Annotated in this window: 11 protein-coding genes; 7 read left to right on the plus strand and 4 right to left on the minus strand. The window is 43.1% G+C overall.

What is annotated here, in order from left to right:
- The first annotated feature begins 290 nt into the window (after window positions 1-290).
- Entirely contained in the window at window positions 291-1,331 is a 1,041-nt protein-coding gene (locus CDG60_RS13255; protein WP_087511929.1) for an alpha/beta fold hydrolase, read from the plus strand.
- 14 nt (window positions 1,332-1,345) lie between these two features.
- Window positions 1,346-2,353, plus strand: coding sequence for a hypothetical protein (locus CDG60_RS13260; RefSeq protein ID WP_087511930.1), 1,008 nt, complete (start codon window positions 1,346-1,348; stop codon window positions 2,351-2,353).
- Between the two features lie 51 nt (window positions 2,354-2,404).
- Here CDG60_RS13260 and CDG60_RS13265 read toward each other — a convergent pair whose 3' ends face one another.
- The 3 genes from CDG60_RS13265 to nfuA form a co-directional block, all read right to left on the minus strand.
- Complete coding sequence (locus CDG60_RS13265; protein ID WP_227542884.1) at window positions 2,405-3,826, minus strand: class I SAM-dependent methyltransferase; 1,422 nt, start codon at window positions 3,824-3,826, stop codon at window positions 2,405-2,407.
- Window positions 3,774-5,804: a TonB-dependent receptor plug domain-containing protein gene (locus tag CDG60_RS13270; RefSeq protein WP_087511931.1), complete on the minus strand. Its 2,031-nt coding sequence runs from the start codon at window positions 5,802-5,804 to the stop codon at window positions 3,774-3,776. The genes CDG60_RS13265 and CDG60_RS13270 overlap by 53 nt, the downstream gene beginning before the upstream one ends.
- 359 nt (window positions 5,805-6,163) lie before the next feature.
- Window positions 6,164-6,802, minus strand: coding sequence for a Fe-S biogenesis protein NfuA (gene nfuA, locus CDG60_RS13275; protein ID WP_087511932.1), 639 nt, complete (start codon window positions 6,800-6,802; stop codon window positions 6,164-6,166).
- Between the two features lie 156 nt (window positions 6,803-6,958).
- On the opposite strand from nfuA, the gene CDG60_RS13280 reads away from it, so the two are divergent.
- From CDG60_RS13280 to CDG60_RS13295, 5 genes are all read left to right on the plus strand, one after another.
- On the plus strand, window positions 6,959-7,576 hold the full coding sequence (locus tag CDG60_RS13280; protein WP_087511933.1) for a rhomboid family intramembrane serine protease: 618 nt from the start codon (window positions 6,959-6,961) through the stop codon (window positions 7,574-7,576).
- Between the two features lie 170 nt (window positions 7,577-7,746).
- On the plus strand, window positions 7,747-9,429 hold the full coding sequence (locus CDG60_RS13285) for an arylsulfatase (RefSeq protein WP_087511934.1): 1,683 nt from the start codon (window positions 7,747-7,749) through the stop codon (window positions 9,427-9,429).
- Window positions 9,426-10,457, plus strand: coding sequence for an SUMF1/EgtB/PvdO family nonheme iron enzyme (locus CDG60_RS13290; RefSeq protein ID WP_087511935.1), 1,032 nt, complete (start codon window positions 9,426-9,428; stop codon window positions 10,455-10,457). The genes CDG60_RS13285 and CDG60_RS13290 overlap by 4 nt, the downstream gene beginning before the upstream one ends.
- A 111-nt stretch (window positions 10,458-10,568) precedes the next feature.
- Window positions 10,569-10,736, plus strand: coding sequence for a hypothetical protein (locus CDG60_RS18315; protein ID WP_087511936.1), 168 nt, complete (start codon window positions 10,569-10,571; stop codon window positions 10,734-10,736).
- 194 nt (window positions 10,737-10,930) lie between these two features.
- Entirely contained in the window at window positions 10,931-12,481 is a 1,551-nt protein-coding gene (locus CDG60_RS13295) for a hypothetical protein (RefSeq protein ID WP_087511937.1), read from the plus strand.
- 162 nt (window positions 12,482-12,643) lie between these two features.
- On the opposite strand, the gene CDG60_RS13300 is transcribed toward CDG60_RS13295, so the two are convergent.
- Complete coding sequence (locus CDG60_RS13300) at window positions 12,644-14,263, minus strand: inorganic phosphate transporter (RefSeq protein WP_087511938.1); 1,620 nt, start codon at window positions 14,261-14,263, stop codon at window positions 12,644-12,646.
- Window positions 14,264-14,616: the final 353 nt, after the last annotated feature.

Raw genomic sequence — 14,616 nt, forward strand, 5'->3', positions numbered from 1 at the left:
TTATGTGAAGTTGCAATATTTTAATCCTGTATATATTGAATGTCACTTGCAAAAAAGAATAGCTGCACATTTTTTAAAGCAGAAAAAAATCCTGAGTAATTTCACTGGGTATTCTTTACTCACATCACATAAAAATATATTAAATATGAATCAGTTCAAAAAAATAAAAGTGACATTCCCTGGAGAGTATTTAAAATAATCCTATACTTCATATCTGCCTCAGACCCGTTTCAGCCTGATCAGAATTGCTTAATCACATCACGGTTATCAGTCTTCAAGGATGAATGCCTATGCCTCAGTTACGAAAATCCATCTTACGACCTCTGATTGTAGCTCTGGCAGCACTGACATCTTTTACAGGCAGTTTATGTCAGGCGGCTAAAACCGAATCAAAATCATCCTCAAAATATTCCTATGTCACGCTGCAGAATTATCTGACCCAGCAAAGAGCAGCAGCTGGACTGAAATCCAGAACACTTAAAGTTGGAGATGTGACCTGGACATACAGCGAAGGTGGATCGGCACAGAACCCTCCAGTTCTACTGATTCATGGTCTGGCGGGAAACCGTGATAACTGGAACCGTGTCGCACAGTTCCTGACACCTTACTATCATGTCATTATCCCTGACCTGCCTGCCAGTGGCGAAACACATATTCCTGCCAACTTTGATGTTTCCGTACCCAATGTCACCCAGCAGCTGAGACAGTTTGCTGAAGTACTGAACATTACTGAAAAACTGAATCTTGCCGGTCATTCACTGGGCGGTTCTATCGCTACAGTTTATGCAGCGCAGTATCCTTTTGACACACAGAGTCTGTTCCTGCTGAACAGTGCAGGTATTTACAGAAATGCATCGACCAAATACGCAAAGAATCCGGATATTTTAAAAAATCTGATTGTTTCAAGACCCGGTGACCTGGATGACGTACTGAGTACCATTATGCTGAATCCACCATCCGTTCCTTATGCACTCAAAAAGGCTCAGGAAAACATACTGATTTCCCAGGCAGATCAGACCCGTAAAGTGATTGATCAGGTCGTTGCCCTGAATAAAATCTACACCCCTGAATCATTTGCCCGCCTGACCTCTGCTGTTGAAGCACCTACACTGATTTTATGGGGCAAACAGGATAAAATTATCAATGTTGAGGCAGCAGAAGAATTAAAATCACTGTTGAAACGTGCTGAAGCACCTGTCATCCTTAACAATGTAGGTCATGTCCCGATGCTGGAAGCAGACCGGCTGGTTGCTCAGCATTATCTGCCATTTCTTACACGCACACAGCAAATGAAAAACCCTTTGGCAGATAAACTTATTCCTCTTAATTAGGTCAGTCACAGTGTATGCAGAAACATCCTTTAACAGAGCAGCTGATAGAAGCTCAGCTTGAATTTTTAGACGCTGAGTTTGTTCAGCCTGAAAACATTCAGCAGGAGTTTCTGAGTTTTTATCTTTGGTTCAGAAAACAGACGCTGCAGGATATATGGTCTTTTGAACAGATTAACCATCTGCTACAAAAACAGATTCTGGATACTCCTGCAAGCTCATTTCTGATTGAACAGATCGCTGAACATATCCGGTTTGCCCTGGTTCATCCTGTCAATGAAACAACCCGGATCGCTGATGTCATTCCTGTACTGACCATTGATAAAATTGCACAGTATGTTGCAGCTAAAAGTGGTCATCGTCAGCGACTGATTAAAACCGTTGTAAATAATCCTGCTTTTTCAGCAATGATCACACAGCTCATTCAGCACTCTATTCAGGACTACCTGGACAATTCTGTCATGGTCAAACATGTACCTGGTGTCTCCCGTTTTATGAAAATGGGAAAATCCGTACTCGAAAGTGTGACCGACTCCAGCCTGGACAATACCATTGCCCATTATCTTCAGAAAAATATCATTAAACTCAGTCAGATGAGTGAAAATGTGCTGAACCAGCATTTTAATGATGAAAAACTGTATCAGTTTCAGGCAACGCTCTGGCATAAAATTAAAGACATGCCACTTTCAGTTCTGAAAAATTATATTGAAGTTCAGGACCTGCCACAGACGGTTTCAATGGGGCATGAAATATGGGAACACATGCGTCAGTCCGACTATCTGAAAAAACAGCTCCATGACGGTATTCATACCTGGTATGTGCGTAATCAGGCGCGCAGTTTTGACCTGATTTTACGTGATATCAATATTGATGAAGCACTCATACAGAATGAGCTACAGAAACTGCTCCAGCCGGTGATTCAGCAAATGATCAACCAGGGACATTTACGTGATCGAGCGCGTTATTATCTAGAAAAATTTTATTATTCTGAACGTCTGCAGACACTGCTGAACAAACCGACCTGATCTGTTTCTGACAGATAAAAAGCCGCTGAATGCGGCTTTTTATCTGACTGATCAATGCTCAAGTGCTGTAGAAAATTCAGGATGGCAGCGCCACGATAACTCCTGAAGCTCCATCCATTTATTCATCGCTGAATAGTCCGCATCAACCTGAACTTCATTTACAGCACATGGATGTACATACCCTGCCCAGATCAGTACCTGAATCAGTTCTGCCCATTGCTGCTCAGATAAACTGATCTGAATGGCAGCCTTTATCTCTGCCAGGCTCAAAGCCCGTATTTTCAGCACACTCAGTATATTTTCAAAAACGGGAATGGCATCCTGTATATGACCGATTTTTGAATCCAGCTTCAGTGACTGTCCTGCGGGTGCGCCAGGTAAAAGACCAAATTTCTGAAACTGATAAAACTGATCTTTTTCAGATTTGGTCAGTTTTTCCCTGTCCCTGATATAAATATCCTGACGCTGCTGGGTATTTCGGGCAATGTCTCTGACTGTTTCCTGCAATGTGACCAATGGCAGTTGCTGAACAATTTTCACCACATCTGGTGTCAGATTTAAAGTATCTATATTTTCCAGCAGACCTGCACCAGCAGTATAGGCAAGCCTGATTTTACCAAAACGTCGGATCATATCGGCTGAGTGCTGTGGCTGCCAGTGCTCTGACAGAAAATCGTGAGCAATATAGTTGGGCTTATCGCCTGCGAGTTGTTCCAGCTGATGATTTAAAGATGGAATCTGCTGAAAAAGCCCTGTCTGACTCTGACCAATTTTTCTTGCAAGATTCAGCCCCTGCACAGCTTTAGTTGCTGAACTCCCTTTCAGATTGCGTGACATTTCAAACATCAGTTTCTGAACGGAAGTCATGCCTGTAGCACCAGGATGACTCATATAGCTGCAATAAAAAATACCCCCAGGTTTAAGCCAGCGATCTACTATATTGACCATTGCCTGTTGCTGTTTTTCATCAATCCAGGACCAGACACCATGAGTCACAATAAAATCAAAAGGCTCCAAATTATTCAGCTCGAGTGCTTCATCAAAACTCGCCTGTATGAACTGAATATTCTGAATTTCAGTTTCCTGTAAGCCTTCCTCTGCAACCATCAGATGGTGAGGATTAAAATCGACTCCAGTAAACTGACCTTGTGGATATAACGCAGCTGTCAGATGCAGATGGATGCCCATGGCACAGCCAAGCTCAAGATAACGGAACGGTTTCTTAAGATCAGGAACTTTATACCCATGCATCTGTGAAACAGTGTTTAGCCACAACGGCATGGCTTCACGATGTACAAAGGTTGGATAGGGAACATCCACGACATATCCTTTCTGTAAAGAACTCATACCATTACCCTGCTTATGGTCAAATAAAAAAGGCAGCCCATGCTCCATGAACTGCCCATTGCTTACTTCAGTATCAGAAACTTGTTGTAAAGCCTGCATAGTAAACCGCAGGATTACTTGTTCCATAATCACTGCCGGTGTCCACTTTTACACCTGCAACGTTCTGTACACCAGCACGGATACTCAGGTTCTTATTGAACTGGAAGTTTGCACCAACATCAGCTGTGGTATATGCCTTTGCAAATGTTGGCGTAGTGTCACCCACCTGAATCGACTGTTTACCCAGATACTGAACTTTGGCATGCAGATTCAGTCTGTCTGTCACATCCCAGAGCAATGAACCGTTCACCGTCAGTTCAGGTGTTTCAAGCAGCGATGCACCAGTGACTTTATTTTTAGATTCAATCATATATGTTGCATTACCAGTCATGCGTACATAATCAGTAAATGGAACTTTGAATGTCACTTCAATACCGCTGGTACGGGCTTCTTCGACGTTGTTCTGAATGGTATACCACTGACCATTGATCTTGCCATACAGACTGTTCTGCATCAGATCTTTAATGTCGCTGAGGAAATAGGTCATATCAACAGCATAACCATCTTCCTCATAACCAAAACCAATTTCATAGTTCGTACTGGTTTCAGGTTTCAGATCCGGGTTACCCAGCATGACACAGCCACCACCCGTATATCCCAGTCCTGCCAGTGAAGTACAGCCTTTACCCATTGAAGATGTGCCGCTTGAACCTGAACGTTCTTTTAAGTTTGGTGCACGGAAACTGCGTGACACACCACCTTTTACGGTCCATGCATCAACCGGATGATAAACCAGGTAACCACGTGGAGAGAAGTTCAGATCAAAACTTTCATAGTTATCCAGTCGACCACCTAAAGTCAGTTTCAGGTTGTCCTGAAGATGGATCTGATCTTCAGCAAATAATGACCATGAATAACTGTCTGGCTCAAGCTCAGGAGTCTGAACATTGCCATCTTTATCAATAGCCATATTACCGATGTTACTGGCGTTGGACACCTTTTCCTGTTTGTACTGAGCACCGACAGTCAGATCGTTTTCACGATTGAACCATCCAAACGTCTGATTCGCCTTTAAATCCAGTACGGTTTCAGTTGCTTTTGTTTCAACCTTATCATCATTCACAAAGCTTTGGTCATTGTTCTGAATCTGGTTATGGTAAAGGTCTGCACTGGCAACAAGACCATTATCAAACTTACCTTCATAACCAATACCAGCACCGAAACGTTCCATTTCATATCCAAACAGTTCGCCTGCACCTGGAATCGTTTCAGACTTATCATTACCCCATGAACCATCCAGGGTGAATGAGTGAATATCATCTGGTGACCAGTTCAGTCTTGCATTTACAGTGTCATTTTTAGAACCAGATGTACCACCATCCACATCTGTATCTGCATCACGATCGGTACGGTTTACCCCCAGGCGGAAGCCCACAGTATCTGAAACAGGTCCTGCAAGTGTTGCACCCACCTGTACTGTTTCACCACGCTGACTTGAATCAGGCTTGCTGTAGTTTGTTGTGAAAGTACCTGTCAGTTTAGTCGGAATTTTTTTAGTAATAATATTGATTACACCACCCACAGCTTCTGAGCCGTAAAGTGTGGACATAGAACCACGAACCACTTCAATCCGTTCAATCATGTCTGGTGTAATCCAGTTCAGATCCTGATCCACTTTATCAGAACGGTGCCCCAGTAAAGACTGGTTACCGACACGCTTGCCATCCACCAGAATCAGGGTGTATTTATCAGGCATACCACGGAACGTAATTTTTGAACCTGCGCCAGCATTTGAATAACCACCTGTTACACCTGGCAAATCACTCAGAACTTCTGCAATGCTGTTAAACGGAGTCCGTTCAAGGTCTTCTTTAGTCACAATACTGATTGAAGCTGGAGCATCTTTCACATCAACTTCTGAACCACTCGCAGTCGTTACAATTGTTGCAAGCTGTGCAACTTCTTTTTTGTCAGGACTGGATGCAGCAGTTTCAGCATGTGCAATGGATACCATTGCGGTTAAAACAGAAAGAGAGAGAGCAGAACGGAAAATACGCTTGGTCATTTTAATGTCCCCAAGTGGCAATAATGGATAAATTCTGTAAATTTCGTTGCGTAGTGTAACAAAAGATCCGATTAACACAATTGGTATTAATAATAATTCTCATTAATATTAGCGCAATTGATCAAATTTGCAGCTAATTTATTCGGTTTTTTAATTTTTTTAAGATTGATTTAAGATTCACCAGGAAAAATTTAAGGTTAAATTTAATTTTCACCGTTTTTTACTTATTCAGGCTTCGTCTTTTGTTTTAATCAGCAAATTGATTCAGGCATGCTCACAGTACAATTTACAGACACCCAGCTCATGACCATAAAAAAACCTCCCGAAGGAGGTTTAGAACAGCACAGCTGAATTCAGCATTATTTAAAATATGCACCATCAGCCTGTGAGTGGTCAGTCTGATCCACAACACGGGAAAGTTCTGGAACGTGCTGTTTGAGTGTGGTTTCAACACCCTGTTTCAGAGTAACATCAATAGCTGAACAGCCCTGACAGCCACCACCGAATTTAAGAACTGCTGTCAGACCATGCTCTTCATCTTCAAGCACTTCAACCAGCGCACAATTACCGCCATGCCCTGCTAGACCTGGGTTAATTTCCGACTGTAAAACATAAGTGATACGTTCTTCAATGGATGCATCAGGACCTACACGTGGAACTTTTGAGTTCGGCGCACGGAAAGTCAGCTGACCACCAAAACGGTCTTTGTTATAGTCAATAACCGCATCAAGCAGATATGGAATGGATGGTGCATCAATGTGTGCTGCAAAATCTGGATATTCCTGTTTGTAATCTGTAGGAACAACTTCTTCTGGTGCACTGTATGCCATACAACATTCAGCACGCGGAGTTCCAGCATTTTCAACGAATATACGGACTGCAATACCTGGCGTATTCTGCTTTTCCAGCAGATCCTTCAGATATTCCTGAGCGTTCGGTGTAATCAATAAATTCGGAATTTCTTCTGCAACCGCAGTACTGATGTTCTCAGTCGACATAACAATATTTCCTCAAGCTGAAGCCTTTATTCTAACTGAAGATGCGGGGTAATAAAAAAAAATCAACTGAAATTGTCGGATTTATTATTAAAGTTAAACCTTATGATAAATTTAATGGCATTATTTATCTGATCAACTGAAGAACATTATTCATTTATGCTGAATTTACCGTTTAATCATACTGTTACACTGATCATTATTACGGTCATTATTTCCCTGATTGCTTTTCAGAATCAGAAGCTGATGAACAGACTGATCTTCTGGCCTCCAGCCATGCAGCGTGGTCAGTATGATCGTTTTATTACGCATGGTTTCATTCATGCAGACGGAACACATCTCCTGTTCAATATGATTACCCTGTTCTTTTTTGGCAGTGTGATAGAAAACTTTTATAAACAGTATGCATTCAACATGGGTTTTGTCCTGTTTTATTTGGGCGGACTGATTGTTGCCATTTTACCGAGCTATCTGAAAAATAAAAATAATTCTCACTGGGCGAGCCTGGGTGCTTCAGGTGCTGTATCTGCGGTACTGTTTGCTTACATTCTGTTTCAGCCGTGGAAACTGATTTTTGTATTTTTCATTCCAGTCCCTGCCATTATTTTTGCTTTTCTGTATGTCGCTTACAGTATCTGGTCAGGCAAACGCGGCAATACCAATATTAACCACAGTGCTCATTTGTGGGGAGCAGCCTACGGTGTGATCGTGACGATCATTCTGGAACCACGCATGATTCCGCATTTCCTCAATCAGCTGAATCAGTTACCTTTTTAAAAATTCAGGAGCAGAATGCTCTACAACACACTGACTATTGCATGATTTAAGATATCTTCAGCATGAAAATTCATCAGCATTAAATCTGTTTTTTAATGCTGTTTTTTTTATTTTCAGCTTCATTTTCCATGATTTAACATCCCTTTAAATCACGGATAATGATCATATTTATGCATAAGAAATTACTCATCACTTCACTTTCATTGATTTTTTCAGGTCTGATTCTGACGGGCTGTAATGACAGTGATCATAACGATACTGCTCAGAACAATGTTCCCGCTGAGAAAAGTAAGCCCAATGTGCTGTTCATTATGGCTGATGACTTAGGCTATTCTGACATTGGGGCTTTTGGTGGTGAAATACATACCCCTAACCTGGATGCACTTGCCAGCAATGGTCGTCTTCTGACGGACTATCATACTGCTCCAACCTGCTCTCCTACACGTTCACAGTTAATATCGGGTACAGACCATCATCAGGCAGGTATTGGTGCGATGGCTGAACTGACACCATCTCATCTGAAAGGTCAGCCTGGTTATGAGGGCTATCTGAATGAACGTTCACTGTCACTGGCAGAAGTCCTGCATGATCAGGGCTATCGCACCTATATCAGCGGCAAATGGCATCTGGGCTTGACCCCTGAAACCAATGCGCATGTCAAAGGTTTTGATCGTTCATTTACATTGCTGCAAGGCTTTGATCTGCATTATAAACAGGCACCTGTGGGTTATAAACGTAATGCGACCTATACAGAAGATGGTCAGACGGTTGCTGTTGCAGACCTACCGGATGATTATTTTTCAACCAATTACTATACCGATAAACTGCTGCAGTACCTGGAGAGTGGAAAAAATACAAAACAGCCGTTCTTTGCTTACGCTGCCTATACTGCACCGCACTGGCCCATTCAGGCGCCCAAAGAATTCAGTGACAGATATAAGGGAGTCTATGATGCAGGCTATGACGCCATCCGTAATGCCCGCATTGCAAAACAGAAACAGCTTGGCATTTTGCCTGTAAATTTTACACCGGCAAATCCTGTTGATACGCAGAATGCGCCTGCAAAATCAGGAAAATGGCATGAATTAAGTATGGAACAGAAAGCCCGTGAAGCCCGTAATATGGAGGTTTACGCAGGTATGGTTGAAAATCTGGACTATAACATTGGACGGATTATTCAGTACCTCAAAGCCAGTGGGCAATACGAAAATACCTTGATCTTTTTTGTTTCAGACAACGGTGCTGAAGGTTCTTCGGGCAGTGCAAATGCAGGTGCTCAACCAGACAACTCCCTGACCGGACTGGGTACAGCAAATTCCTATACTTTTATTGGTCCACGCTGGGCTGAAGTCAGTGCTGCACCTTTTCACCTGTGGAAAAACACGGCGGGTGAAGGTGGAACCACTGCTCCTGCGATTGTAAAACTGCCTGGGCAGACCAGAACAGAAACCATTCATCATGGTTTTGCTTCAGTCCTCGATGTATTTCCAACGGTTCTGGATTATGCAGGGATTACAGTACCTAAAGATCAATACAAAGGTCGTCAGATCAATAACCCAAGTGGTTACTCATGGAAGTCTGTTCTGGAAAATAAATCTGCATCCATCCGTCCTGTCGATTTTACTTTTGCAGATGAACTGCATGGCAGTAAATATGCCAAACAGGGGGAATGGAAAATTGCTTTGCAGGGTAAAACAGAACTGGGAACAGGAAGCTGGGAACTCTACAATCTTAAAAATGACCGAGGCGAGACCATTAATCTGGCTGACCAGTATCCAGAACAGGTGGCGAAACTGGCAGAAGTTTATCGTCAGTACACCGTCAAAAATGGTGTGCTGGAATATAAACAATGATCCGGAAATATTTTTCAGCTATGGGTTACAGTCTGCTTATTGCAGGCTGTAACAATGCAGCTCAGGACACTGTCAAACACCAGGAGACATCAAAGACACAGACTGAATCAGCCCAGCCTGTTCTTTTAAAACTTGGCAATCTGGAACAGTGTCAGCAGTATAATGGGCTGCCACCAGACTGGTTAAAGAACCCACATGCAGGCATGGTGTGGATTCCTGCGGGCAGTTTTGAGTTGGGCTCTACACTTGCCTATCCTGATGAACAGAACCTGGGAGAAAAAAAGAATCAGGTTCAGGGTTACTGGATGGATCAGACCGAAGTGACCGTCGCTCAGTTCAAAAGTTATGTGGATGCAACTCATTACATTACAGATGCCGAGAAACAGCATGAAGCCGCTGTTTTCACACCGGATATCAGACATCCTCAACAATGGTGGCAGTTAAAATCAGGCTATACCTGGAAAACGCCAAATGGTACAAAAGCAGAAGCTCCAAACCCTGCTGAACCTGTGCGCTATGTTACACAGAATGATGCTGCACATTATGCTGCCTGGCTGAACCGCGACCTTCCGACTGAAACAGAGTGGGAATATGCTGCAAAAGCACATTCTGCCAAAGACACTCCACTGCACGAAGAACCGCGGGATCATCAGCATGCACCGGTTGCCAATTACTGGCAGGGCAAGTTTCCTTTTGAAAATCTGAATCAGGATCATTTTCAGGGCATTGCACCTGTGGGCTGTTATCCTGCCAATGCCTTCAAACTGCACGATATGATTGGCAATGTCTGGGAATGGACCAGTTCATCCTATACAGGTGCTCATCATGAACAGGATGACAACCATATGGGGAACTACCGTCATTTACGTCATCAGCAGATTCAGGCTGTACCTTATGTGATTAAAGGCGGATCTTTTCTGTGTGCCAGCAACTATTGTGCCCGGTACAGAAACAGCAGCCGACATCCACAGGAAACTGATCTGGCAACCACACACACGGGATTCAGAACGGTTGAACGGCATCCTTAAAGATCAGGCAGCATTCACTTTCATCTGTATAAAATTCACCAATATACGACATCAGGTTCTGTATGATTCATTAAAATGACCTTACACCCTCATAAAAAGTGAGTTCATACAATGAAAAAAATACTGCTTCTCATCTGCACCCTTGCCTCAATTACTTTATCAGCCTGTGCAGTACATACCCCTGCCGGCAGTATCGTTGTTGACCCAGACGGTCGTTATCATGACCGTGGTACAGGGGATTTCTGTCCACCAGGGCAAGCTAAAAAAGGTCGCTGCTGATTTTGACATCACAGCTTCAGTCCTTAAAACTGAAGCTGTTTCAATGATCCAACTCAGGCTGTTAAAAACAGATACTGCCCTGCCTCACTGAATTTTCCTCTCAATTTTGGTATCTAATGCCAACCCAAAACCGAATCTGGCATAGATAATGTATACATCTGTATATTAATTTAAAAATTGTTGGGATTTTTCGCATGTCCACATCTTTAGACGGTTTACACTTTCCACTCGATTCAGGCTCTGGCAAGCCAAGCACCTCTGAAACAGGAAAATCCATCATTGCTGAAGCGCTGTCACTGGTTGACCATCAGACTTCACAGGAAGCACTGTCAGAAAAAAACTGGCGTAAACAGTATCCACGCTATTTTAAGGCACTGGTCAGTCAGGGCATTGCAACGACCAGCAATCCCATCACGATTGCAAAACAGGGACTGCATAAAGCACAGCACAGTTTTGAGTTTTATCGTGATGGTCAGAAATACCTGCTCAAAGATGTCATGCAACTGCCTGGTATCAGTAAGCTGCATACTGTAGAAGTCAAAGGTCAGAGCGATCTGGCACCTGAATGGTACATTCCATACCGTGGTCAGAAACTGCAAGGTGATGCCCTGCTGGCTCAGATACAGACCTGGCAGGACACTGGTATTATTGAATCCAGTCATGCAAAAGCACTGAGAGCTGTTCATGCACACCCTGAATGGTTTGATCTGTCTGATCAGACCATGGTGCTGTTTGGTGCTGCATCAGAAGCAGGTCCTTTGACCTGGCTCAGCCGCTGGAAAGCCAATATCATTGCAATTGATCTACCTGACAGTCGTGTATGGGACAAAATTTTATCCACTGTTTTAAAGGGAAATGCCACTTTATATGCACCAGGTCAGGAAAAAATATCTGATTCAGCAGATCCTGATGAACTGAAACAGAAACTCGGTGCTAATTTACTGACACAGATTCCTGAAATTGCCCACTGGCTTGCAGACAATCCTCACCAACTGAACCTGGCTGCCATTGCTTATCTGGATGGTGAAAAACATGTCCGTGTTTCCATGGCAATGGACAGTATTATGCATTATGTCAGCGAACAGAAACCGGACAGCAGCCTGATGTATATGTGTACTCCAACCGATGTTTATGCTGTTCCTGCTGAAGTGATTGATGCCTCAGCACAGAAATTCACCCAGCGCTCCACGTTTGAAAAGGCTCTGAGTAAAGGTATTTCCACCCTGTCTGGACAGCATTTTTTCAAAAGCGGTCAACAGCAGCTGATTCCATCTGACAATGGTGAATCTTATGGCATCGCTGACTGTCTGGTTGTCGAACAGGGACCGAACTACGCCCTGGCAAAACGGATTCAGCAATGGAGAGCAACCCTTGCCCGTCATCAGGGTCAGAAAGTCAGTATCAACATTGCACCATCCACCACCACGCATTCAGTCACTAAAAATCCTTTACTGAAAGCTGCATTTAATGGTGCTGAACTGTTTGATGTTGAAGCATTTGAACCTGCAACCACCAATGCGATTATGGCAGCGCTATGGATACATGACCTGCGTAACCCTGCTTCTGTTGCCAATCCAGAAACACCATTGAAGCATCCCTTACAGCTCATGATGGAAGGTGCGAACCACGGCGGTTTATGGCGTGTGTCCTATCTGGCTAGAACTGCCCTGCCTTTTGCAGCAATCTATGGTTTCGCTGCCGATAAACTGCCCATTAAACAGGTCATGAGTAAACTGAAGTTTTAAATTTCGATGTTTATAAGACAGATCACTACAGCTGTTGAAATGACAGCGATCTGCCTGTGTATTGTGCGGTAATAACTGCCTTTATTTTACCAATAAAAAAACGCTGCCTGAGCAGCGTTTTTTATGAGGAACTTTCAGCTCTGAACTGAAATCCTGACTTATTTATACAAACTGCAGGAATAACCAGAACAGACCACCTGACAGACAGATCGTCGCAGGTAATGTGAAAATCCATGCAGATAAAATTGTTTTAACTGTAGCAAAATTCAGACCTGTTTTATTGGCAACCATGGTACCCGCAACCGCAGAGTTCAGTACATGCGTTGTCGATACAGGCAAGCCAAAACCATCTGCCGCAGCAATTGTGGTCATCGCAACAAGTTCCGCTGACATACCCTGACCATAAGTCATATGGTGCTTACCAATACGCTCACCAACAGTCACTACAATACGCTTCCAGCCGACCATCGTACCCAGCCCCAATGCCAGTGCAACCGCAACTTTTACCCAGTTCGGAATGTACTGCAGGAAAGAATCAAGGTTCTTACGATAATCCTTCACCACTTTTTTCTGAGTCTCAGACATTTTCGGCAGCTGTTCAGCCTTATCCAGACGTTTGAATGCTGTTGTACTCAGGTACATGTCATTACGTAAAGAAGAAACTTCAGCTTCTGGAATATCTTTCAGATCGCCATACTTCGACACACGCTCGCCCAGATGATCTGTCAGGCTTGCAAGGGATGGAATCACCTGTGGATTCATCTCTTTGGTCTGAATAAACTTCGTAATCGTGTCACGCGCCTGCGTATCAGGAATATCTGCATGATTTGCATAAATAGCCGTTGCAGTCTGTGCAGACAACTGTTCAAAAGACTGAATGTGTTTTTCATCCAGGCTCTTATTCAGAGAATAAGCCAAAGGCACGATACCGATCAGAATCAGCATGATTAAGCCCATACCTTTCTGACCATCATTTGAACCGTGTGCAAAACTCACACCTGTACAGGTGAAAATAAGGATGGCACGGATCAGTGGTGGTGGTGGCTTATTGCCTTCTGGTGGCTGGAACAGCTCTACCTGCTTACGGAAAATCTTTTTCACGATCAGGAACACGACAGCTGCAAATGCAAAACCGATCAAAGGTGAAAACAGCAGTGCTTTACCTACTTTGAGAACCTGATCCATATCCACGCCACTCGCTCCACTGGAGGAATGCAGAATATAGTTCATGATCCCCACACCCAGAATCGAACCGATTAAAGTGTGAGAACTTGAAGCAGGAATACCTAAGAACCATGTTCCTAAGTTCCAGAGAATCGCCGCTATCAGCATGGCAAAAACCATGGCAAAACCTGCACCTGAACCGACATTCATGATCAGCTCAACAGGAAGCAGCGCAATAATGCCGTATGCAACAGCACCACTGGCAACCATGACCCCAAGGAAATTACAGAAACCAGCCCACATCACCGCAACAGGTGCAGGTAAGGCATTGGTATAAATTACGGTTGCGACAGCATTGGCCGTATCATGAAAACCATTTACAAATTCAAAGCCAAGCGCAATAAGTAACGCTGTAGCCAGTAAAATCACAGAAAAAAGACTTAAAGCTGGAACATGAGCCAGATCGGCTGAAAGTTGAAAACCGATATAAATCAGTGTTGCAATAATTACCGTCAAAAACACAGGAACAAAAAATTTCGGCGTTGGGACGTGCACATTCGTCGATTTCAGCGGTACCTGTTGTACCTCATGTTCAGCGGGAGGAGTATTTGAATTCATGCAGACGGTTAAAGAGGATATGAATATCCGCTATTGTTCAATTTAATTATGACAATTATATGACAAAAAGCCCCCTGTTGAAGTTAATTTTTATACAAATAAACTCCATCCAGACAGCACTTTTACGCTTTAAAATTATTTTTATCAGATAAATATCAAATAGATAATATAAAACCACTCATATAATATATGTATTACACAGACTTTCTGGAACTGTAATAAAAGTTGTCATATTACAAATATGATCACATTCATCCCTGTATTGCAGACCTATACTGAAGCATCTTTGTGACAGATTGATGAATATTCATACAGCTTAATGATTTTATTCAATCTTTACTCTAACTGACTAA

The organism is Acinetobacter chinensis (genome assembly GCF_002165375.2).
Taxonomy (GTDB): domain Bacteria; phylum Pseudomonadota; class Gammaproteobacteria; order Pseudomonadales; family Moraxellaceae; genus Acinetobacter; species Acinetobacter chinensis.

Coding starts and splice junctions, on each gene's coding strand:
- CDG60_RS13285 (WP_087511934.1), top strand. CDS start 7,747: ATGCATAAGAAATTACTCATCACTTCACTTTCATTGATTTTTTCAGGT.
- CDG60_RS13265 (WP_227542884.1), bottom strand. CDS start 3,826: ATGGAACAAGTAATCCTGCGGTTTACTATGCAGGCTTTACAACAAGTT.
- CDG60_RS13295 (WP_087511937.1), top strand. CDS start 10,931: ATGTCCACATCTTTAGACGGTTTACACTTTCCACTCGATTCAGGCTCT.
- CDG60_RS18315 (WP_087511936.1), top strand. CDS start 10,569: ATGAAAAAAATACTGCTTCTCATCTGCACCCTTGCCTCAATTACTTTA.
- CDG60_RS13280 (WP_087511933.1), top strand. CDS start 6,959: ATGCTGAATTTACCGTTTAATCATACTGTTACACTGATCATTATTACG.
- CDG60_RS13255 (WP_087511929.1), top strand. CDS start 291: ATGCCTCAGTTACGAAAATCCATCTTACGACCTCTGATTGTAGCTCTG.
- CDG60_RS13300 (WP_087511938.1), bottom strand. CDS start 14,263: ATGAATTCAAATACTCCTCCCGCTGAACATGAGGTACAACAGGTACCG.
- nfuA (WP_087511932.1), bottom strand. CDS start 6,802: ATGTCGACTGAGAACATCAGTACTGCGGTTGCAGAAGAAATTCCGAAT.
- CDG60_RS13290 (WP_087511935.1), top strand. CDS start 9,426: ATGATCCGGAAATATTTTTCAGCTATGGGTTACAGTCTGCTTATTGCA.
- CDG60_RS13270 (WP_087511931.1), bottom strand. CDS start 5,804: ATGACCAAGCGTATTTTCCGTTCTGCTCTCTCTCTTTCTGTTTTAACC.
- CDG60_RS13260 (WP_087511930.1), top strand. CDS start 1,346: ATGCAGAAACATCCTTTAACAGAGCAGCTGATAGAAGCTCAGCTTGAA.